The 20,466-nt window shown below is 70.0% G+C and carries 17 protein-coding genes and 2 pseudogenes; 8 read left to right on the top strand and 11 right to left on the bottom strand.

The features are described from left to right. Window positions 1-279: 279 nt before the first annotated feature. Together LG395_RS13535 and LG395_RS13530 are read left to right on the top strand one after the other, a co-directional pair. A complete protein-coding gene (locus tag LG395_RS13535) occupies window positions 280-885 on the top strand; it encodes a TetR/AcrR family transcriptional regulator (protein ID WP_225809549.1) in 606 nt (201 codons plus the stop codon). Continuing rightward, window positions 882-1,895: a DMT family transporter gene (locus LG395_RS13530; protein WP_372463225.1), complete on the top strand. Its 1,014-nt coding sequence runs from the start codon at window positions 882-884 to the stop codon at window positions 1,893-1,895. The genes LG395_RS13535 and LG395_RS13530 overlap by 4 nt, the downstream gene beginning before the upstream one ends. Window positions 1,896-1,979: 84 nt before the next feature. Here LG395_RS13530 and LG395_RS13525 read toward each other — a convergent pair whose 3' ends face one another. The 3 genes from LG395_RS13525 to LG395_RS13515 form a co-directional block, all read right to left on the bottom strand. After that, the gene (locus LG395_RS13525) at window positions 1,980-2,219 is read right to left on the bottom strand and encodes a hypothetical protein (RefSeq protein WP_225809548.1); all 240 of its coding nucleotides are present in this window, start codon (window positions 2,217-2,219) and stop codon (window positions 1,980-1,982) included. A gap of 100 nt (window positions 2,220-2,319) precedes the next feature. Beyond that, window positions 2,320-2,778 carry a TolB-like translocation protein gene (locus tag LG395_RS13520; RefSeq protein ID WP_225809547.1) on the bottom strand — a complete coding sequence of 153 codons (459 nt, stop codon included), beginning with the start codon at window positions 2,776-2,778 and terminating at the stop codon, window positions 2,320-2,322. Window positions 2,779-2,895: 117 nt separating this feature from the next. Further along, window positions 2,896-3,633 (bottom strand): S1 family peptidase, encoded by a 738-nt coding sequence (locus LG395_RS13515; protein WP_225809546.1) that lies wholly within the window; start codon window positions 3,631-3,633, stop codon window positions 2,896-2,898. 294 nt (window positions 3,634-3,927) lie between these two features. Between LG395_RS13515 and LG395_RS13510 the strand changes: the two are divergent. The 3 genes and pseudogenes from LG395_RS13510 to LG395_RS13500 all read left to right on the top strand — a co-directional run. Continuing rightward, window positions 3,928-4,857, top strand: a pseudogene (locus LG395_RS13510) (ABC transporter ATP-binding protein); the annotation flags it as partial. A gap of 281 nt (window positions 4,858-5,138) precedes the next feature. Further along, on the top strand, window positions 5,139-6,569 hold the full coding sequence (locus tag LG395_RS13505; protein WP_225809545.1) for an ABC transporter permease: 1,431 nt from the start codon (window positions 5,139-5,141) through the stop codon (window positions 6,567-6,569). A 55-nt stretch (window positions 6,570-6,624) separates the two neighbouring features. After that, window positions 6,625-9,381: a bifunctional YncE/alkaline phosphatase family protein gene (locus tag LG395_RS13500; protein WP_225809544.1), complete on the top strand. Its 2,757-nt coding sequence runs from the start codon at window positions 6,625-6,627 to the stop codon at window positions 9,379-9,381. A gap of 88 nt (window positions 9,382-9,469) precedes the next feature. On the opposite strand, the gene LG395_RS13495 is transcribed toward LG395_RS13500, so the two are convergent. Beyond that, window positions 9,470-10,477 (bottom strand): hypothetical protein, encoded by a 1,008-nt coding sequence (locus LG395_RS13495; protein ID WP_225809543.1) that lies wholly within the window; start codon window positions 10,475-10,477, stop codon window positions 9,470-9,472. A gap of 318 nt (window positions 10,478-10,795) precedes the next feature. On the opposite strand from LG395_RS13495, the gene LG395_RS13490 reads away from it, so the two are divergent. Further along, window positions 10,796-11,632, top strand: coding sequence for an alpha/beta fold hydrolase (locus LG395_RS13490; RefSeq protein WP_225809542.1), 837 nt, complete (start codon window positions 10,796-10,798; stop codon window positions 11,630-11,632). Between the two features lie 2 nt (window positions 11,633-11,634). On the opposite strand, the gene LG395_RS13485 is transcribed toward LG395_RS13490, so the two are convergent. The 5 genes and pseudogenes from LG395_RS13485 to LG395_RS13465 all read right to left on the bottom strand — a co-directional run bounded on the left by LG395_RS13485 (window position 11,635) and on the right by LG395_RS13465 (window position 16,852). Continuing rightward, window positions 11,635-12,780: a PP2C family protein-serine/threonine phosphatase gene (locus LG395_RS13485; RefSeq protein ID WP_225809858.1), complete on the bottom strand. Its 1,146-nt coding sequence runs from the start codon at window positions 12,778-12,780 to the stop codon at window positions 11,635-11,637. 197 nt (window positions 12,781-12,977) lie between these two features. Continuing rightward, window positions 12,978-13,586, bottom strand: coding sequence for a DJ-1/PfpI family protein (locus LG395_RS13480; RefSeq protein WP_225809541.1), 609 nt, complete (start codon window positions 13,584-13,586; stop codon window positions 12,978-12,980). Between the two features lie 100 nt (window positions 13,587-13,686). After that, a pseudogene (locus tag LG395_RS13475) lies at window positions 13,687-14,703 on the bottom strand (MFS transporter); the annotation flags it as partial. Between the two features lie 234 nt (window positions 14,704-14,937). Beyond that, window positions 14,938-16,341 carry a VanZ family protein gene (locus LG395_RS13470; protein WP_225809540.1) on the bottom strand — a complete coding sequence of 468 codons (1,404 nt, stop codon included), beginning with the start codon at window positions 16,339-16,341 and terminating at the stop codon, window positions 14,938-14,940. Between the two features lie 193 nt (window positions 16,342-16,534). Further along, window positions 16,535-16,852: a hypothetical protein gene (locus LG395_RS13465; protein ID WP_225809539.1), complete on the bottom strand. Its 318-nt coding sequence runs from the start codon at window positions 16,850-16,852 to the stop codon at window positions 16,535-16,537. Window positions 16,853-17,613: 761 nt separating this feature from the next. On the opposite strand from LG395_RS13465, the gene LG395_RS13460 reads away from it, so the two are divergent. Then, window positions 17,614-18,048, top strand: a complete 435-nt coding sequence (locus LG395_RS13460; RefSeq protein WP_225809538.1) for a hypothetical protein — start codon at window positions 17,614-17,616, stop codon at window positions 18,046-18,048. Between the two features lie 72 nt (window positions 18,049-18,120). Here LG395_RS13460 and LG395_RS13455 read toward each other — a convergent pair whose 3' ends face one another. Together LG395_RS13455 and LG395_RS13450 are read right to left on the bottom strand one after the other, a co-directional pair. Then, window positions 18,121-18,852 (bottom strand): HNH endonuclease, encoded by a 732-nt coding sequence (locus LG395_RS13455; RefSeq protein ID WP_225809537.1) that lies wholly within the window; start codon window positions 18,850-18,852, stop codon window positions 18,121-18,123. A gap of 311 nt (window positions 18,853-19,163) precedes the next feature. After that, complete coding sequence (locus LG395_RS13450; protein WP_225809536.1) at window positions 19,164-19,643, bottom strand: hypothetical protein; 480 nt, start codon at window positions 19,641-19,643, stop codon at window positions 19,164-19,166. A gap of 255 nt (window positions 19,644-19,898) precedes the next feature. Here LG395_RS13450 and LG395_RS13445 point away from each other — a divergent pair, with 255 nt between their 5' ends. Continuing rightward, complete coding sequence (locus LG395_RS13445) at window positions 19,899-20,261, top strand: hypothetical protein (protein ID WP_225809535.1); 363 nt, start codon at window positions 19,899-19,901, stop codon at window positions 20,259-20,261. Window positions 20,262-20,466 lie beyond the last annotated feature (205 nt).

Raw genomic sequence — 20,466 nt, 5'->3', positions numbered from 1 at the left:
GACAACTCCGGAGGAGGAGGGCGGGCTTGGAAGCGGAACCGGCCCGACTGCGGTGTCGGTCAAGGGGGTTCGCCGGTGAGAAGAAAGATCACCCGGGAGACTGGACCCGTCAATGCGCCGCCTTTGGCGTCTTGCCGCCGTGACGTATTCACGCCCCCGTTACCCGGCCCCCGCCCTGGCGGAGGCGAGCGGCGTGCTCGCGGGCTGGTCGGCTGGATGTGGACGGGGTCGCTCGCGTGACCTAATCTAGGTAGACCGACCTACCTAGTCTGGAGCGTGATGAGGGGAACCGATGTGAGCACCCCGGACGGCGCGCGCCGGCGCCCGGCCCGCGAACGGCTTCTCGCGGCGGCGGCCCGCCGCTTCTACGCCGACGGCGTGGCCGCGACCGGCATCGACACGATCACCACCGAGGCCGGCGTGGCGAAGATGAGCCTCTACAACAACTTCTCCTCCAAGGCCGACCTGGTCAGGGCCTACCTGGACGCCCGGCACGAGGAGTGGCTCGGCCTGTACCGGACCCGGCTGGAGCACGCCCGGGGCCCACGGGACGGCGTGCTGGCGGTCTTCGACGCCTACGCCGACCACGCGGCCTTCGCCTACGAGCACGGCTTCCGCGGCTGCGGACTGCTCAACGCCGCCGCCGAGCTGCCGGCCGGCGACGAGGGCCGGGCCGTGGTGCGCGCCCACAAGGAGGAGGTCGAGCGGCTGATCGCCGGACACCTGGAGGAACTGCTGCCCGAGCGGCCCGGCGAGGCCCGGACGACGGCCGAGCACCTCGCCTTCCTCCTGGAGGGCGCGATGGCCCGCGCCGGTCTGGAGGGCGACGGCGACCGTCTCCGGCACGCCCGCGCGATGGCCGCCGCCCTGCTGGACCGGCTGTGAGCCGGCCCGCGGGACCCGGCCGGTCCGCCGGGACGGGGGCGCTCTGCGTGCTGGCGGCCTCCGTGCTGTGGGGCACGACGGGTACGGCCGCCACGTTCGCCCCGCACGTCGGCCCGCTCGCCATCGGCGCCGTCGCCATGGGCCTGGGCGGACTCCTCCAGGCCCTCGTCGCAGCCCCGGGAATCGCCCGCCACGCGTCCCGCCTGCGCGGACAGCGCGGCACGGTGCTGCTCGGCGCGGCCTCCGTCGCGGTGTACCCCCTGGCCTTCTACAGCTCGATGCACCTGGCCGGGGTCGCCGTCGGCACCGTGGTGTCGCTCGGCACCGCCCCGCTCGCCTCGGCCGTGATCGAACGGGTCGTGGACGGCCGCCGGCTCACCCGCCGCTGGACGACCGCCGCCGCCCTCGGCCTGCTCGGCACCGCCCTGCTGTGCGTCGCCGAGGCCGCGCACGCGGGCGACGGCACGGGCCGGGTGTCCACGGCGGCCACGCTGCTCGGCGTGAGCCTCGGCCTGGTCGCCGCCGCCACCTACGCCCTCTACGCCTGGGCGGCCCACCGGCTCATCACCCGCCGGATCCCCTCCCGCGCGGCGATGGGAGCGGTCTTCGGGCTCGGCGGACTGCTCCTCCTGCCCGTCCTGCTGGTCACCGGAGCCCCGCTCGTCAGCTCCTGGTCCAACGCGGCGGTCGGCGCGTACATGGCCGTCGTCCCCATGTTCACCGGCTACGTCCTGTTCGGCTGGGGCCTCGCGCACGTGCCCGCCAGCACCGCCACCACGCTCTCCCTGCTGGAACCGGCCGTGGCCGCCGTGCTCGCCGTCCTGGTCGTCGGCGAACGCCTGCCCGGCGCGGGCTGGGCGGGCGTGGCACTGGTCGTCGCCTGCCTCGCGGTCCTCACGGCCGCCCCCCGCCGGCAGCGGCACTCCGGGGACCGGGCCGGACCGGCCCCAGACGCGGCACCGCCGGTCACGGCCGGTCTCACCACGGTCCGGGACCAGGCGACAGACTGAGCGCGGGCGTGCCGCGCCCCCGGTACGGGCCCCGCCCGGCGGAGGGGCGAGCGGCTCCGGGCCGTGCCGTCAGGGGATGGCCGGTTACGGCGCCGGATCCTCCTGCGTGCTGCGGACCGCCTTCTTCACGGACTGTTCCAGCTCGTACCGCGACCCGCCCTCGCGCGCCGCGTACGCCGTCAGGGCGGTCTGGAACGCCTCGGCCGCCCCTCGCCACGCCCGCCACTGGGCGTCGTACTCCTCACCGCACAGGCCGGCCAGCTTCGCACGCTCCGCTTCACAGGAACGTTCCAGCTCGACCAGTTCGCCCGGAATGTCTGTCACACAAGGATGCTATGCAGAGCATCACCGGGGCGCCCGTCAGCGCACGCCGCCGCCGTCCGCGCTCCCGGGACGGCCGCCCGCCGGCCACCCGGCGGTGTGCCTACGGCCCGACGGCGTGCCCCGGACGGCAGGGGTCCACGGCGCAGCCGCCGGCCGGCGTCGAGCCGGCCGGCGTGCGCGGGGCCGGACGAAGACCGCCGTGCCGCCGTGGGGCGCCGGGCCGGTCGCGGTCCTCCGCCCCGGCGTCACGGGTGAGCCGCGTCAGCTCACCGGTGCGCACGTCCGCCGTCCGGACGGAGTACGAGCCGCGGCGTACGGCGTGCCCGCCGCGCTCGGACGCGAACGCGACGCGACGGCCGTCGTCCGCTTGGACACCGCGGTCGTCCCGCGGGCCGGACGTCAGCCGGCGCGGACCGGAACCGTCCGGCGGCCACGCCACCCGGGCCGGTCCCGGCCCGGCCCCGGCCGGCGCCCTCGCCGCGACGCCCGCCCGGGGCGGCACCCACGGCACGCCCTGCGCCTCGACGACCGCACGCCCGCCGGCCGGCGAGACGGCCACGGACGCGCCGGTGCCTCAGACACAGCGGAAGGGCCCGGCCGGCGGCCACCGCGCCCGTACGACGGTGGGGGAGCGTGCGGGGCGTCGCGCGGCAGGCGCCCGGTCGCCGGGCAGACCTCAGTGCCCCCCGGTGCGGACGACCCACTTGATCCACTTGCGCAGGCGCGTGACGTCTCCGAACGAGGCGACCTCCGTCCGGTCCGACGCGGACAGGACGCCCACGAGCACCTCGCGGCCCGCCTTGTCGAACGCCGTCGCCGGACCACCCGAGTCACCGCCCGCCGGCAGACCGGTACCGCGCCGGACGCAGAAGTCCCCGGTGCCCACGAGCAGATCGCACCGAGGGTCCGTGTGCCTCACGATGGTGACCTGCGCCTGCTTGAGCACGTTCGACTGGCACGAGGCCTCGCTGCGTGGCGGCGCGCACGTGGCTCCCCAGCCGTAGGACCGCACACCCCGCCCCACCTTCACGCTGTCACCGGTTCCCAGCGCGAGGGGTTCGACGTCCAGGCGGGGCACTCGTACGAGGGCCACGTCGGCCCCCGGCGCGAACACCGTGCCGTTCTTGACGCGACGCGCGGCCGTCCCGTGCCGCTGGTCGAGACTGCCGACGCGGAACGTGACGTCCCAGTTGTCGTAGCGGACGCAGTGACCGGCGGTGATCACCCACTCGGAGGCCACGACGGTGCCCGTGCAGGACGGCTCGCCGTCGATGTAGACGCGCACCGCCCAGGGGCCGTGCTTGCTGACCGTGCCTCCCTGGATGGCCGAAGCGGGTCCCGCCGTCGCCAGGGAGAAGGCGATGCAGGCGCCGATCGCGCCGACCGCGCCGTACACACGCGACTTGCTCAACATGGGGGGCTCCTCGGGTTCGCTGGCTGCCGGTTGCATGCGTCCGGCAAGAGCGAGGGGCCGTCCGGGCGGTTCCGCGACCGCGCGATCCGTGCACTGCGGGAACAGAACGGTTCACTCCGTGCTGACGTCCGGTCAGAACGTCGGGCAGACCGCCCATACAGGGACGACCGCACGCGCTCCGGACGCCGATTGACTCGCGTTTGGTGTTCCGTTCCCTGAGCGTTCAACCGGGGATCGCTGTCGGGGTCGTGTGAGCTTCCTAGGGTCCATGAGGCTTTCCGAAAGAAGGGGCTCATGGACGCACAGCTCGCGATCCGGGCGCGCGGCATCACCAAGTGTTTCGGTGAGGTCGTCGCGCTCGACGGCGTGGACCTTGATGTGCCGCGGGGACGGATCCACGGTCTGGTCGGCCCCAACGGTGCGGGCAAGACGACGCTGCTCGGTCTGCTCCTCGGCCTCGCCGTGGCCGACAGCGGCAGCCTGGAGATCCTCGGCACGCCGGTGGGCCGCGCGTTCGAAGCCCCCGGCGGTGTCTCCGGGTTCGTGGACGGGCCGGGGCTCTACCCCTCGCTCACCGCCCGGCAGAACCTCGCCGCGCTCGCCGCCCTGCGTGGTGACGGCACACGGTCCGCGGGAATCGACGACGCCCTCGGACAGGTCGGGCTCACGGACGTCGCCGACGAGCGCACCCGCGGCTTCTCCCTGGGCATGCGGCAACGGCTCGGCCTCGCCGCGGCCCTGCTCACCCGGCCGCGGCTGCTCATCCTGGACGAGCCCTCCAACGGCCTGGACCCGGCCGGGAAGAGACACGTCCACGGTGTGCTCACCCGGCTCGCCCGGGAGGGCACGAGCGTGGTGCTCTCCAGCCACCGGATGGACGACCTGGAGGCCCTGTGCTCCGAGGTCACCATCCTCGCCACCGGACGCGTCGTCTTCTCCGGGCCGCTGGGCGAACTGGCCGCCGAGAACGGTGAACTCGACTACCGGCTGGTCACGTCCGACCCGGAGCGCGCACGCCGGCTGGCCGCCGACGCGCCCGGAATCCGCCTGGCCGACGACGCCGCGGGGCGCCGGGGAGAAGGGGCGCTGGTGCTCAGCGCGCTGGTGCCCGCCCTCGACGGCCTGGTGGCCCGGCTCGTCAGCGAGGGCATCGCCCTGCGCGAACTGGCTCCGGTGGTCTCCCCATTGGAGGCGGCGTTCCTGTCCCTGACCGAGCGACAGGAACCCGACGGCCGGCAGCGGGACGACGCCGACACCGGGCAGCGGGACGACGCCGGGCAACGGCACGTCTCCGAGACCCCGCAGCTGAACGGCGCCGAGACCTCGCAGCCGGACCACGTCGAGACCTCGCAGCCGGACCGCGTCGAGACCCCGCAACGGCACGACGCCGAGCCCCCGCAGCCGGACGGCGTCGAGCCCCCGCAGCAGACCGGCATCGAGCCCCCGCAGCAGACCGGCATCGACGCCCCGCAGAAGTTCGCCGCCCAGCAGCAGGAGGCCGGTCGATGACCGCGACGCCGTCCCCCACCGCGCCCGCATCCCCGGCCCCCACCACACCCCCGGCTTCGGCCCCCACCCCCGTACCCCTCGCGCACACCACCGCGTCAGGCCGCGTCACGGTTGCCCGAAGCTACCGCTTCGAAGTCGTCAAGCTCCTCTCCCAGTGGCGCATCCGCCTGCTGCTCCTCGCCTGCTGGATCGTCCCGGCGCTCTTCGTCGCCGGGGTGAGCGGGCAGAGCACGCTGCCCACGGACACGTTGTTCGGCCGCTGGATGCACGCCACCGGATGGGCCGGCCCGCTGGTGACGCTCGGATTCGCCGGCACCTGGGCGCTCCCCCTGCTCACCTCCGTCGTCGCCGGCGACGTGTTCGCCTCCGAGGACCGGCTCGGCACCTGGCGCCACCTCCTCGTCGCCGTCCGCTCACCCCGGCGGATCTTCGCGGCCAAGGCGCTGGCCGGCCTCACCGTCATCCTGCTGCTCGTGGCCGGGCTGGCCGTCTCCAGCACGGTCGGCGGGCTGGTCGCGGTCGGCAACCAGCCGCTCGTCGGCCTCGACGGCCACCTGCTCACCCCGGGGGACGCCGCCGGCACCGTCCTGGCCGCCTGGGCCGGTGTCCTCGCCCCGACCCTGGCCCTCGCCGGGATCGGGCTGCTCGGTTCGGTCGTCCTGGGGCGCTCCCCGATGGGTCTGCTGCTGCCCGCGCTCGTCGCGCTCGCGATGCAGCTCGCCCAGATGCTGCCGCTCCCCGTCGCCCTGCGCCTCGCCCTGCCCGGCGACGCCTTCGTCACCTGGAACGGTCTTTTCACCAGCCCGGCACAGCTGACCCCGCTCCTCATCGGCATCGTTGTCAGTCTCCTGTGGGCCGTGACGGCGACGGCGCTGGCCTGTGTCCTCTTCCTGCGGCGCGACTTCACCAACCCCACCGACGACGGCTCGGCACGCCGGGCGGTCACCACGGCGGCCCTGCCGCTCGCGGCGCTGCTCGGCCTGACGGTCGCGGTCGTGGCGGCGACGACCACGGCCACGGGCTCCGGGATCGAGCAGGCCAAGGTGGAGCGCTCGCTCGCCACGGAGTTCGCCCACCTGTACCGCCTGCAGACCGAGCAGCTCCACCGGCCCGCCGTCACCGAGGCGCAGCTGAGGACCTCGGCGGCGTGCACCAAGGCCGGTGTCCAGGACGGCGCCCAGGGCCCGGGCAACGACTGGCGGTGCGTCGTCTCCTGGCACCTGCCGGGCGTCGCGGCCACCGGGTCGGCCGTCTACCAGCTCGACATCACGGCGGACGGGCGGTTCGTCGCCGACGGCGACGGACCGAAGGAAGTGAACGGCTACTTCGTGGTGCGCACGTCCACCGGAGACGCACCGAACCCGCTGTGGCAGTTCGACGGCAGCGTCGACCTGCTCTCCGCCTCCCCGGACTCCCGGACCCCCTGAACTTCCTTCTTCCCGGCCACCCCCCAACTCCCTTCCGAAACACGAGGAATGACACATGCAGATAACACGCCGCCGCCGGCAGGCCGAGAAGAAGTACTACGACCTGCTGGGCAGACGTGTCAGCCGCCGGGCCACCCTGGTCACGGCGTGCATCACCACGGCCGCCCTGGCCACCGGCACCGCCGTCGCACAGACCCGCCAGTTCGGCAGCGAGCAGGTCGGCCAGGTCACCGACAAGGGCCAGGTCGTCTCCGCCGACCAGTACATCGACCCGTACGGCGACCGTCTCGTCATCGACGACGGCAAGATCATGTCGTCGACGGTCAGCCCGGACGGCAGCCACCTCGTCGCCTCGGTCACCGACGGCGACGCCTCGCTCGTCGTCGTGGACCTCGCGACCGGGCAGATCAAGCAGCGCGTCGGCACCAACGCCGCCGACGACCTGCGCATCAGCAGCAACGCCGTCGGCCAGGAAGGCCCGACGTACTCACCCGACGGCAAGCAGCTGTGGCTGGGCCAGCTCGACGGCTACACCAAGTTCACCGTGAACCCGGACGGCACCCTCGCCAACCCGGTGGCCGTCAAGATCCCGGCCGACGGCAGCAAGCAGGCCCTGGCCGCCGCGGCCGTCTTCTCGGCCGACGGCTCCACCGTGTACGCCGCGGTCAACGGCCAGAACCGGGTGGTCGCGATCGACGCGGCGACCGGAACCGTCAAGCAGAGCTGGACGGTGGGCAACGCCCCGCGCGGCATGGCCCGCGTCGGCGACAAGCTCTACGTCAGCAACGAGGGCGGCCGGCCCGCGAAGGCCGGCGAGTCCACGCTCAACTCCTACGGCACCCAGGTGCCGGCCGACCCGAAGACCGGCGCCACCACCACCGGCACCGTCAGCGTCATCGACCTGGCCGACCCGTCCGCCGCCGTCGGCACCATCGACGTCGGCCTGCACCCGACCGCCGTGTACGCCCAGCGCGGTGCGGTGTTCGTCACCAACACCGCCGACAACAACGTGTCGGTCATCAGCACCGCCAAGGACAAGGTCGTCCAGACCATCTCCACCCAGCCGTGGCCGGAGGCCTCGGTCGGCTACGAGCCCGACGCGGTGACCCTCACCGACGACGGCCGGCTGCTGGTGACGCTCGGCCGCGCCAACGCCGTCGCCGTCTACCGCTACACCTCCCCGCAGGAGCCGGTCAGCTACGTCGGCCTCCTCCCGACGGACTACTTCCCCGCCGAGATCACCACCGTCGGCAAGAAGGTCGTCGTCTCCAACACCCGTGGCATCGACGCGCGCCGCCCCGCCGCCGTCGGCCACGGCACCCACGACACGACCTCCAGCCTGACGCAGTTCACCCTGCCCAGCGACCGTGTCATCCGTTCCCAGACCGCCAAGGTCTTCCAGCAGAACGGCTGGACCGCCGACTCGGTGCGGCTGGCCAAGGGCCACGGCGACGGCAACGGCAAGGCACAGCCGGTCCCGGCGCGGATCGGCGACCCCTCGACGATCAAGCACGTCTTCCTGATCGTCAAGGAGAACCGCACCTACGACCAGGTCCTCGGTGACGTCCCCGAGGGCAACGGCGACCCGTCGCTGACGCAGTTCGGCGAGAACGTCACGCCGAACCAGCACGCGCTGGCCGAGCAGTTCGGGCTGTACGACAACACCTACGACATCGGCACCAACTCCGCCGAGGGCCACAACTGGCTCATGCAGGCCGACAACCCCGAGTACACCGAGTCCTCGGCCGGCGAGTACAAGCGCAGCTACGACACCGAGGACGACGCCCTCGGCCACCAGAAGACCGGCTTCCTGTGGTCGGGCGCGCAGGCGGCCGGCAAGTCCGTCCGGAACTTCGGCGAGTTCCAGCAGTTCCTGACCAAGCCGTCCGGCGCCAGCTGGCAGAACCTGTACTGCGACGCCAAGAACATGGACGCCACCGGCCAGGCCACCGCCTACCCGCTGAACTCCTCCTCGCCGATCCCGTCGCTCAACAGCGTCTCGGTGCCCGGCTTCCCGAAGTTCGACACCAGCGTCCCGGACCTGTACCGGTACGAGATCTGGAAGCAGGACTTCGAGAAGAACGGCCCGGCGAACCTCAACATGTTCTGGCTCTCCAGCGACCACACCGGTGGTCCGGCGAGCCCGGCCGCCCAGGTCGCCGACAACGACCTCGCCACCGGCAAGATCATCGACAAGATCTCGCACAGCAAGTACTGGAAGGACTCGGCGATCTTCGTCGTCGAGGACGACTCCCAGGCCGGCCTGGACCACGTCGACGGCCACCGCGCCCCGGTCCAGATCATCAGCCCCTGGGCCCAGCACGGCACCGTCGACAGCCACTACTACTCGCAGATCACGATGATCCGCACCATCGAGCAGATCCTCGGGATCCACCCGATGAACCAGAAGGACAGCGCGGCCACCCCGATGCGGGGGGCGTTCACCCGGCACCCCGACTACACGCCGTTCACCGCCCTGCCCAACCGCACCTCGCTGACCGACGGGGTGAAGACCCCGCCGGCCTGCGGCGTGGACACCCCCGCCCCGCAGGACCCGAAGGCCGCGGCCGTGCCGTCGGCGAAGGTGCCGGCCGGCAAGGAGTCCCTCGCCGCCGAGTGGGACGCCTGGAAGTCCAAGCAGCACCTGACCGGCACCCACGCCATCCCCGACTACGCCAACCCGGCCCAGATGAACCACCTCACCTGGTACCAGACCCACAACTGGGCGCGCCCGTACCCCGGCGAGAAGAAGATCTACGCCCCGAACGACGTGCCCGGCGCCTTCATCCCGTCGGCGGAGTCCGACGGCTGACGGTCCGGACGCCGGCAGCCTGACGGCTGACACGCGCCGAACCGGTGAGGACCCCTGTCGGGCCGACCGCCCGACAGGGGTCCTTCCGTCAGAAGTCCTCGCCCGGGAAGTCCTGGTCGAGGCCGCTCGTGTCGATGTCGGCGCCGTCCACCGGGGGGCCGCCGAGGAAGCCGCTCATCAGCTCCCCCAGGTCGAGCTTGGTGGCACCGGCCGGAGCGGTGGGCCGGCTGCCCTCGCTCATCCGCAGCGTCAGGCCGAGCTTCTTGACCTTGGCCGTCCCGGCCAGCTTGGCGAGGTCCACGTCCACCTGGGACAGCTCGCCGTTCCTGAGGGTGAAGTCCGCCGTCACCTTGGCGTTGGGCGCGTCCTTCAGGTCCTTGTCCGTCGGCAGCTCCATGCCCGGCGGCAGGTCCTTCGCCAGCGGCCGCAGCTCGCCGAAGAGTTCGGTGACCAGCGTGCGGAAGGGCGCCGTCGCGGTGACGTGCTCGGTGCCGTCCTGGCCGCCGGCCGTCTTGAAGCGCACCTCACGGGCGACGACCTCGCGCAGCGCCTTCACCAGCTTCTTCTGCGTCCGGGCGTCGAGGGAGGGCACGGGTGCGGGACCGTCCTCGCCCTCCTCGCCCTCGGCGGCGGCCTTGTCCATCTCCTTGGTGCTGAACTTCACCCACTTGCCCTCGAGGACGGCCTTGAACGCCCCGGCCTGCGGCGGCAGGTCGTCCGCGGACGGTACGGGGCTGCCCGACATCTTCCCCATCGCGTCCATGTCGACGCGGGCGTAGACGTAATCGCCGATCAGCCGGTATTCGGCGAGGTCGCCGTCGGGGGTGCTGACCTTCACGGCCGTGCCGACGAGGTCCTTCTCGCCGGACTCGGCGAGCGGCTTCTTCGACTGCACGGTCACCGCGATCTTGGCGCCGCTGATCAGCTTGGCCGCCTCGTCCGGGATCTCCTCACCGGGCGCGGGGTCGGACTTGGCGTCCAGCGCCTTCAGGGTCGCGGCGTCGGCGTCCACGTCGAGCTCGAAGGAGAGCCTGTTCTTCTTGCCCAGTTCCTCGAAGGCCCGGTCGAGCTTCTTGCCGGCGGACAGCTGCTCCACCGTTCCGCAGGCGGCGGAACCCGCGAGGACGGCACCGACGACGGCGGTGGCGGTCAGGGTCTTGCGTATGGCGTTGATGATGGTCTCCTCGTTGCTCCGATCACAGTGTGATCGAACAGAAGACTCACAACCTGCCCACAGGGTTGTACGGGTTGTATGCGGCCGTCTCAGCGGCTTCCCGCCCGGACGCGTGCCGCCGCAAGCCCCGCGCGTCCTGGCACTGACAGACAAGAAGCAGTGCGCTCGCCGACAACGGACGGCGGCACCCACCGCCCTAGCATGAGCGCGCAAACCACTACCAGCGAAGGACATGAGACCGTGCCGTACATCACCGTGGGCCAGGAGAACTCCACCACCATCGACCTGTATTACGAGGACCACGGCACCGGGCAGCCCGTCGTCCTCATCCACGGCTTCCCGCTCGACGGCCACTCCTGGGAGCGGCAGAGCGCCGTGCTGCTCGACGCCGGCTACCGCGTGATCACCTACGACCGCCGCGGCTTCGGGCAGTCCAGCCAGCCCACGACCGGGTACGACTACGACACCTTCGCGGCCGACCTGAACACCGTGATGGAGACGCTCGATCTGCGGGACGCCGTTCTGGTCGGCTTCTCCATGGGCACGGGCGAGGTCGCCCGGTACGTGTCCGCCTACGGCTCCGACCGCGTCGCCAAGGTCGCCTTCCTTGCCTCGCTGGAGCCCTGCCTGCTCAAGACCGACGACAACCCCGACGGGGTCGCCCCGAAGGAGTTCTTCGACGGCGTCGTCGCGGCCGTCAAGGCGGACCGCTACGCCTACTACACGGACTTCTACAAGGACTTCTACAACCTGGACGAGAACCTCGGCACCCGGATCAGCGAGGAGGCCGTGCGCAACAGCTGGAACGTCGCCGCGAGCGGCGGGTTCTTCGCCGCCGCCGCCGCGCCGTCCACCTGGTACACCGACTTCCGCGCCGACATCCCGGCCATCGACGTCCCGGCCCTGATCCTGCACGGTACCGGCGACCGGATCCTGCCCGTCGAGGGCACCGCCCGGCCCTTCCACAAGGCCCTGCCGTCCGCCGACTACGTGGAGATCGAGGGCGCCCCGCACGGTCTGCTGTGGACCCACGCGGAGGAGGTCAACACCGCGCTGCTCGCCTTCCTGGCGAAGTGACGTCAGTCGTCGCCCCGGCCGAGGGCCGGGGCGGCGCGGCGCTCGGACCCCGGATTCCGGTGGGCCGTGTGCCGGCCGGCGGTGTCCACCGGTTCGCCGTGGAGGTGCCCGGTGTGCGGAACCGCCGTCCGCCGCAGGGCGAGGACCGCGGCGTCGTCGCGGAGGGCTCCGCCGGTGTGGGCGAGCAGATCCTGCCGGACGCGTTCGACGAGCGTGTCGGGAGCGCATCGCGGCCATCGGGTGAGCCGCCGCTCCAGCGGGTAGAAGGTGCCGCCTGTGTCGCGGGCCTCCACCAGGCCGTCGGTGTACAGCAAGAGGGTGTCACCCGGCTCGAACGCGAAGGTGTGGGACGTGCGGATGCCCTGTTCCAGCTCGCACAGGCCCAGTGGTGGTGCCGGGCTGCTCGGCACACTCGTCACCTCGCCCCGTCTGATGAGCAGGGGCGGCGGGTGCCCGCAGGGCGTCACCCGTGCCACGGGGTCGTGGTCGGGGATCTCCAGCAGCAGAGCGGTGATGAAGTGCTCCTGGACCTCGCTGTCCGTCGCGGGGAACTGGGTCAGGTAGCGGCACAGACTGCGGTCCAGGCCGTCGGCGAGCGCCGGGAGCGTGGTGTGCTGGTGCGCGGCCTCCTGGAACGCGCCCATCAGCGCGGCCGCTTCCCCGACCGCGGCCAGCCCTTTGCCCCTGACGTCGCCGATGAGCACGCGCGTACGGTCGCCGGTGCGGGCCACGGCGTACAGGTCACCGCCGATGCGCGCCTCTTTCTCGGCGGCCAGGTACAGGGACGAGATCTGCAGCGGACCGAGCCGGTGGGGCAGCGGGCGGAGCAGCGCCCGCTGAGCGGCCTCGGAGACCGATCGCACCTGGGCCAGCTCCGCCGTGCGCCGGTCGCGTACCAGGCAGACGATCACGGCCATGATCGAGAGGACTGCCAGCCCGATGATCTGCGCCACGTGGTTGGGCGTTGCCAGACCCCCGTGGAACACCGCGATGACCACCTGGGCCACCACCGCCAGCGCGCCGATCAGTCCGGTCAGCCGCGCGGACCCGAACGAGACCGTGATGGCGGGCGCCACGACGAGCAGCGGACCGAGGTGGATCGATTCCGGCGTCTGCACGTCCACCACGGTGATCGCGACGATCAGCACCAGAGGGAGCACTACCAGCCCCTGAAGGGAGCGCCACCGCCGTGTCGAAGCGAAGTTCTGCCCGAGGCGCATACGTCCACTGTGCGCCTTCCGCGTGCGACGCGCCGCAGGGAACCCTGCGTGGGCGTCCCGGGACGTCGGGTGACTGCCCGGCCTCTCCCGTCCCGGCGGAGTACGGCCGCACGGCATCCCGAGGGTCAGCGCGGCGCGACCGCGTCCCTGCGGACGGCGCGCAGGGCGCGGTCGACGGTCTCCCGGTTCTCGCCGACCGGTGCCACGTAGTCGAGGACGTCGCGTGCGGCCGCTTCCCCGAGCGTCCGGGTGATCACCCAGGTGGCGAGGTACTGGGACGCCAGGCAACCGCCCGCCGTGGCGATGTTCCCCTCGGCGTGGAACGGCGCGTCCAGCACGGTGACGCCGCGGGCTTCGACGAACGGCCGGCTCTTGTTGTCCGTGCAGGCGGGCATGCCCGCCAGCAGTCCCAGCCGGGCGAGCACCAGCGCGCCCGAGCACTGTGCGCCGATCAGCTGCCGTGCGGGGTCGAGCCGCAGCCGGGAGACCAACCGGTCGTCGGCGACCACGTCCCGCGTCCGCACGCCGCTGCCGATCAGCACCACCTCGGCCTCGGTCACGAACTCCATGGGGCGCTGCCCGGACACCCGGACCCCGCTCATCGACGTCACCACCGGCGTCGGCGTCGTGACGAAGGCCTCCAGGCCGTCCGCACGGCAGCGGTTGATCAGCGCGGAAGCGATGAAGCTGTCCAGCTCGTTGAACCCGTCGAACGTGACCACGGCTACCCGCATCACACCCCCTTCATCAGCGGCACCGAACCCGCAGTCTCGCCCACCACCCCTCTCGCGCGCCAGCGCCTTCCGACGCGCCCGTGTCCCCGTCGGCGGGCCGTCACGCAGCGGGCAGCGGCGTCTTCGACGGCCCGGGAAGCGTCCGGCCCAGGCGGGCCAGCGGGGACAGGGCCATCAGCGCCGGTGACAGCAGCATGCCCGCCGCAGCCACCAGCAGGCCGGCCCGCGTCCCCCACCCCTGCGCGAGAAAGCCGCCGAGCAGCGAGCCGAGCGGGGCCATCCCCATACCGACGAAGTTGACGGTCGCGGCGACACGGCCCCGCATCCCGTCCGGGGGTGACGGTCTGCCGGACGGCCATCACCGTGACGTTCACCAGCTGACCGGCCGCTCCGAAGACGAAGCCGACCGTGAGGAGCGCGGGAACCGGCACCGCGGAGGCGCCGCGCAGCGCGGGCACGCACAGGAACACGCCGTCGCCGAACACCGCCGCGGACACGAGCACGGTGCCGTGCCCGAAGCGGCCCGGCAGGCGGGCGGCCAGCAGGGAGCCCAGGAGCGCGCCCGGCCCCGTGGCCGCGAGCGCCAGCCCGACGGCCATACCCGACAGGTGCGGTTCCCGGGGCAGGAACAGCAGTAGACGGTCATCGCGGCCGCGAAGAAGAACTGGAACGCGGCCGACGCCAGGCACACGGTCCGCAGCAACGTGTCACCGGCGACGAAGCGGAGGCCCTCGTGGATCCGCCGCCGGACCTGGGGAGCGCGCTCCGGGCACTCCGGGAGGATCTCGCGGTGACGGATCGGCCGGATCGACAGGAACGACGCGGTGAAGAACACCGCTCCGGCGGCGGCGACCGGCGCCGACAGCATGGACACCAGCGCACCGCCGAGGGCGGGACCGCCGGTCTGCGCGGCGGAGCGGCTGCCCTCGAGCACGCTGCTGCGCGGCACCAACCGGTCACGCTCCACCAGCCGCACCAGCAACGCCTGGTAGGCGATGTCGAAGAACACGGACAGCGCCCCGACGGCGAAGGCCACCCCGAGCAGCGCCGGCAGACCGAGCCATCCGAGGAGGCCCGCCACGGCGGCGGCGCCCAGCGCCAGGGCCCGGCCGGCGTCCTGCCGTCGTCAAGCGGACCGAGCCTCATCAACACGGCGGGGATAGGAGAAGATGCAGCGGCAGACACACGCCACCTCTTGATCATCGGGATTCAGACACCACAACAATCATGAAGCCCGTGCCTCCCCTTCTCTGCACCCCAACCGCTCACTTCCCAACCAGGCGCACAACGCTGGAACGGGTGACCGCCCTGCGGAGCTGTGGCCCAGGATCGCAACACGCTGGTGATGGTGTCATTTGGTTCTGAGGGGCTGCCCGGCTGCGTCGTACACCTGCCCAGTCAGGGCGTTCACGCGGTACATATCAACCGGTGCCTGCTCCTGCGAATGATCGCTTTGTCCGTTACTGGGCCACGTCACGTTCACAAGCCAGTTCGGTCGCCAATTACCATCTTGCTCGACCGCCTTCACAGTAACTGCTTTGGTGCGAAATTCTGCGCCAGAGTTTCCATTGGCCTGGAGTTGGACCGCTACCGCCTTGTCCACTTCCTTTTCGGCCTGCACGGCGTCAAGCTTGGCTTCGGGAAGTCTTACCCGGGTCGGACCAAGGGTGACGTCAATCTGCGATACATGCCCGGCCCTGTCTACCTGGACGTCCAGCATCCTGGGCATCAGAACGTTCTTCTGTTTCCATCTCCAGCTCGTGATCCAGCCAAGTTCGGCCTTCGCGCCCACGGCGGACGTCTCGCTCATGGTCGCATCCATCGCCCAAGGATACTTTCGCTGGGCGTACGACTTCGCAATCCGAGAGGCTGCTGTACCGGTAGAGGGTGCTTTCGTGCCCCCAACTGAGTATCCCATGACGGTGGGACGGTCGCTGTTCTCCAGCAGTACGTTCAGGTGCTTCTTGTCCGGCCAGGATAGACTTCCGGTACCGAAGTCATCGGAGTGCCCCTCTTCACGGCTGTGCAGGTTGAAGATGATGTTGGTGCAAGAGGCGCCCACGCACGGCTGCGCGTACTGCTGGCCTATCTTGTAGTGGTCACCGAACGCCTCCTTGACAGCAACCTCAACCGCCCGCTTCTGGTCGGCACTTGCGCCGGAGAGGCTGCTGCCATCCACGTTCGTGAAGTCGAGCATTGGACGCGCCACTCCCAAGCTCAGGAGAAGCAGCGCCACGGAAGTGACGAGGGCGCCCTTGGTGCCCGCCTGCCAGGCGAGCGAGTGGCGGACAGTGAGCACAACCGCGACAACGGTGAGCCCGATCAACCCGCCGATGATGTTCATCTGGGCGTCCGAGCTGTCACAGACGCGCCCCAGTCCGTTGACGGTGGCCTGAGTGAACTCGATGGCCAGAGGCAGCGCGATGACGCCGACGAGGACAGGCAGCGGGCGGCGGATGGCCAGTAGTGCGCAGGCGCCGACGGGTACCATCATGGCGAGGTTCCACAACCCTTGAGTGGTGTGGAAGGGCTCGGCGAATTGATGGTTGAGGACGCACACACCGCTGGCCGAGCCACCGCCCATGAAGGTGACGCCGAGCACGCCGGTGAGAGTGAAGGCGAGCCCGGACCACCACGCCCCGTGAGGGTTTCCCCGCTTGCGGACGAGCGTCCATGATGCGCCGCCGAGGATGAGGCCGACCAATGTGCATACGGCCAGGTAGCCGACATGGTGTTGAAAAATGGCGGAAAACACGACGCGGTTCCTTGCGTGGTTATGTCGAGGAGATCAGGGCCGAGAGAGGGAAGGCCCCGCCTTGGTAGACGGGGCCTTTGGGGCCGTGGTTCAGCAGTGCGAGGAAGGCGTCTGGTACGTGCCGCCACTGTAGCTAAGCAGGCCGATCGTGCTCGTGCAGTAGGAGCTCTCCGACAGTGCCCACGTGTGACTCTTATTCTGGCCCGAACTGATGGAGACGGCACCGGCGTAGTGGCTGGTCCCCCCCGCGCGAGTAACCGAGCTGGGCGGATATGGCAGATCCGCCCGTCTTGTCGTACCCGGTGGTGACGTTGCCGTTGGAAGCCTGGAGAACGTACAGAACGCCGTTGGACAGCGAGGTGCACCGCTGCATGGGCACGTTGAGGGCGGTGTAGCCAGAGCTGTCGCAGTAGAAGGAGGCTGCCGCGGCCGACGCGGCCGGCGTGCTGAACATGACAGATCCTGCTGCGATGGCAAGGGCGATGAGAGTGGCGTTGGCTTTGCCGCGCATTCGATCTCCTAGATGTAGTGCCCATGCCATCCTCTTGCTTGTGTGAAGAGGCTGGCGCAGGTGGATGATGGTGTGAGCACTTGATCACGAAGCGCACATACCTTTGAAGATTCTTTTAAGACACTAATGGCACCGCTGCCGTGGCACAGTTGGCTTGATCAGCACCGATCTCGGTAACGACCAGGAGGCGGCGGGCAGGTCGGATCTTAGTTTGGGATGCTTCTTGAGCACCTACAGAGCTGCGACCTCGCCGACCCGGTGGACCAGCGGCTGAATCCATGGGTGCCGCAGCGGGTTCAACGTCAAGGACCCCGTGAAGTTGCGGACTGAGGGCCCTGGTTCGCCAGGTATCGCACACGATTGATGGGGTTACCCGCGACATGCCCGAGCTTTACGCCGTCGCCGTCCCTGTGCTACCTCGTGGTTGGGATCGGGTTGCCGTGTCAGCCGCCGCCGGTCTGGTACTGGTCCTCACCGTGATCTCCGTCATTTGGTCCACCTTTAGCATCGGTATCCTTCTTGGACACGGGTTCGGTTCACCGCCGCAGTGGTGTTCGATGTGGGCTGGATTGTCAACATCCTCTTGGAGTGGCTGAGCCGCTTCGACCCGCTAAGCGCAGCTTCTCCAAGCGCCTCGGCTGGGCACTGCTGGCCGCGACGGTGGGCGCGATTCTCTGGCATGGCCTGTCCCTGGGCAGCCCAGCGCTAGGCGTCGTCGGTGCCGCTCGAGCCCGTTCGCAAAGACCCTGTGGTTCTGGGTCATGCGCTTCGTCGACTGGGATCTGTCCGAGGCCGATGCCGCGTGGGTACGGCAGGAGATGTTCCGTGCGAACGTCGCTCTTGCCGTCGCAGACGTCCGCCGACAGGTGGTGCGTGCGGAGGACCGAGCTGGGCTCTCCAACGTGCCGTCCACGGCGTCCGCGAACCCGGCGAACACGGCCCCCGAACAGAACACCGTCGACGAACACGACGCGAACGAGAAGCCCGATCGACTAAACAGCGCGCCGCTGACCAGCGTGAACACCAGCGAACGTCACACACCGACCCCGAGCATCGTCTACCGCGCTCGCGAACAGTTGCGCTCCGGCGTCAGCAACTCCGTGGCTGTAGCGCACATCCTTCGAGTGCGCCCCGACGTCAATCCGGCGTCGCTCGGCGTCCGCCGCGAACGCTCCAAAGCAGCGGGATACCTCTGAACCCTCCTAGCGTGTCTCACGAGAGCCCGTTACTCCAGGTGTTAGCAGCCTCTCGATGCTGCAGCAGGCGGGCTACCAGGCGGTTGGATCGATCACCGGCCTGGACGGCTGTGCGGCGCCATCGCGGTCACGCTCTCTGGCAGCTAGGTACTCCCGGATGAGCCGGCCAAGCACGTCGCCCTCGTGAACTCGCTCGTTGAACACCGCTCGCTTCAAGGCGGCCCGCTCTTCAGGTTCCAAGAAAGCCACCAAGTAATTCGCCTTCGGATGCTGGTATCCGCAGCAGATCAGGCGTGTACACACGGTCCTCGACGTCCCTTGTTTCGGCGTCCGCCAAGGGTAGTGTGGGTAGCCCCGCAGCTCCGCCTTGCAGCGCTCGAGGATCTCGAACAGTTCAGTCTTGTTCCGGTGTTTCTCGTCCCCGTAGTGCATCTGGAACCACTCGCGGCGGTCCATGTCGGCGATCTCTCGCTGCACTCGCTCGACACGTCTTGTGATGCCGGCGTACACCCTGGGGGGCATGCCTCGGGTCGCGAAACGCTCCTTCGGATACCGGTGATGCAGATCCAAGTCTGCCATCCAGTGCCTCGCGGTACGACCCTTCTTCCAGCGATTGCAGTCTTCGCACGCTGGAACAAAGTTCCACCAGACGTCCGCTCCGGTGCCGGCGATGGGTGTCTCGTGGTCGATCGTGGTGGCAGAGGAACGGCCGCAGTAGACACACAGGCCCCGGTGCGCCGTCAGGACCATGAGCCACTGCCAGGTCTTCTGCTTGCCTCGCTCCCCGCGACGGATCTTGTCCATGATGCCCCCCCTTGATGCAGGTTGATCGAGAGGGAGATCGTACGTAGCGCCACTGACACTCGAAGGACAAGTCGGACGTCGCGGCGGTGGACGACTCTGGTTACCCACATTGTCTTCGAGGACCACTGCTCCCTGATCGGACGTTAGATCGTACGGTCACCTGACGACTGATGGGAAAGTCGGAGGGGGCGGGGGCATGCCCCCTTGAGCCAGGCATGAGGCCGCCTGATCAGTGGCGGCAGGGACGGTGTACGGCAACTTCGCCAGCCCCGCACAGAAACGAGGGGCCGTGGTGCCCTTCGCCCAGGCGCTCAGGCTGCGGCTTCGCTGGGATCCTCGTCATCCGGGCTCAGGAAAAACCACCGGCGAACCAAGGTGTAACCGGGGGGAAGCTCCTTGTCCGTCAGTTCCTTGTACCTGGCCTTGGCAGCCTCACTGGCCTGCTGACCGGCAGGTAGCCTCCGGAGGAAAGGGTCGCGGTCAGGGTCAAGAGATGACTGACGAGGTTCATCTGCGGCTTCATCGCCGGAGACCGGTTCGGAATCCCCGATGTCCTCGGCGTCATACCTCTCTGCGTCATACCTCTCGCCGTCCTGCCTCCCGACAAGACTGGCGACCACCACGAACAAGGCCACACCGCCCAAGACGCCGCCGGCAGCGAGGACCTTCCCCCTGTGCTTTCGGTACCAGTTCTTCGTGGTCTCGGCGAAGGAGGTGGCCTCACTTTCCTCGGGAGTGGGCTCGCCGTACTCAAGGGTGGGATCGCCGGGCGTTGAGTCATTCACACGCACACATCTACCGGATCCATCCCTCACCTGTCAGGCAATCAGCCGATATCATCCGATCAAGTTCGGCGGCGCTCACCAGGCTGAAGTATGGTCTATACCTCTCTAGGCTCCCCGAAGGTAGCGCAGCCGGCAACGCAGCCGCTGCAGCGAACGAGGTCCCGCCGCCGGCAGGGTTGCCACGTAGCCCTATACGGATCCGGTCCCCAGCGCCGTCCCAACTCGGTACTGTGTCGCTCCAGTCGGCTGGAGGGGGCTCACATGAAGTATGGAGATGCGGACTACATGGCCGCCCGGGACGCGATAGTCGAAATCTTGAGGGGGTGGGCCCGAGAGGGCCGGACCGACACCTACAAGACGCTGAGCGAGTCCCTCGCACCGGAGCACCGGGTGCATTACCGCGGCCGGATGATGTCGCTCCTGCTGGGGGACGTCTGCCGCCTGGACAGCACTGGCACCGATCCGATGCTCACGGCACTGGTGGTCAGTGCGACCAGTCGGAAGCCATCCGGCCAGTTCTTCGAACTCGCCGTCACCGAGTTCCGCCGCCGGGACCCGGACTGGACCTGGGAGTCAGAGCGAAACGCAGTGTTCGACCGCTACCGTGACCCGGTTTCGCCGTAAGCCGCACTGCGGGGTATCGCTCAGCTGCTCTGCACATCCGCCGTGCAGAGCAGCCACCGCCGTGGGCAGCTCCGGGTTGGGTCCTGCCGGCTACGCCGCATCGTCCGCTGCAACGGCGGCAGAGCGGACGGACTTGATGACCGCCTCCAGGCTGTCGAGGTCTGCCCATGCGAAGGGGTCCTCGAGTGTGAGCGCTTGACCAGGT

It is taken from the genome of Streptomyces spinosus (assembly GCF_020400655.1).
Taxonomy (GTDB): domain Bacteria; phylum Actinomycetota; class Actinomycetes; order Streptomycetales; family Streptomycetaceae; genus Streptomyces; species Streptomyces argyrophylli.
Note: the sequence above shows the minus strand (reverse complement) of the source record. Positions and strands in the feature narration are given on the sequence as shown.

Bases quoted from the DNA above. Each gene is read 5' to 3' on its own strand.
- LG395_RS13515 (WP_225809546.1), bottom strand. From the start codon at position 3,633: ATGTTGAGCAAGTCGCGTGTGTACGGCGCGGTCGGCGCGATCGGCGCC.
- LG395_RS13480 (WP_225809541.1), bottom strand. From the start codon at position 13,586: ATGCGGGTAGCCGTGGTCACGTTCGACGGGTTCAACGAGCTGGACAGC.
- LG395_RS13500 (WP_225809544.1), top strand. From the start codon at position 6,625: ATGCAGATAACACGCCGCCGCCGGCAGGCCGAGAAGAAGTACTACGAC.
- LG395_RS13445 (WP_225809535.1), top strand. From the start codon at position 19,899: ATGAAGTATGGAGATGCGGACTACATGGCCGCCCGGGACGCGATAGTC.
- LG395_RS13455 (WP_225809537.1), bottom strand. From the start codon at position 18,852: ATGGACAAGATCCGTCGCGGGGAGCGAGGCAAGCAGAAGACCTGGCAG.
- LG395_RS13535 (WP_225809549.1), top strand. From the start codon at position 280: ATGAGGGGAACCGATGTGAGCACCCCGGACGGCGCGCGCCGGCGCCCG.
- LG395_RS13460 (WP_225809538.1), top strand. From the start codon at position 17,614: ATGCGCTTCGTCGACTGGGATCTGTCCGAGGCCGATGCCGCGTGGGTA.
- LG395_RS13465 (WP_225809539.1), bottom strand. From the start codon at position 16,852: ATGCGCGGCAAAGCCAACGCCACTCTCATCGCCCTTGCCATCGCAGCA.
- LG395_RS13505 (WP_225809545.1), top strand. From the start codon at position 5,139: ATGACCGCGACGCCGTCCCCCACCGCGCCCGCATCCCCGGCCCCCACC.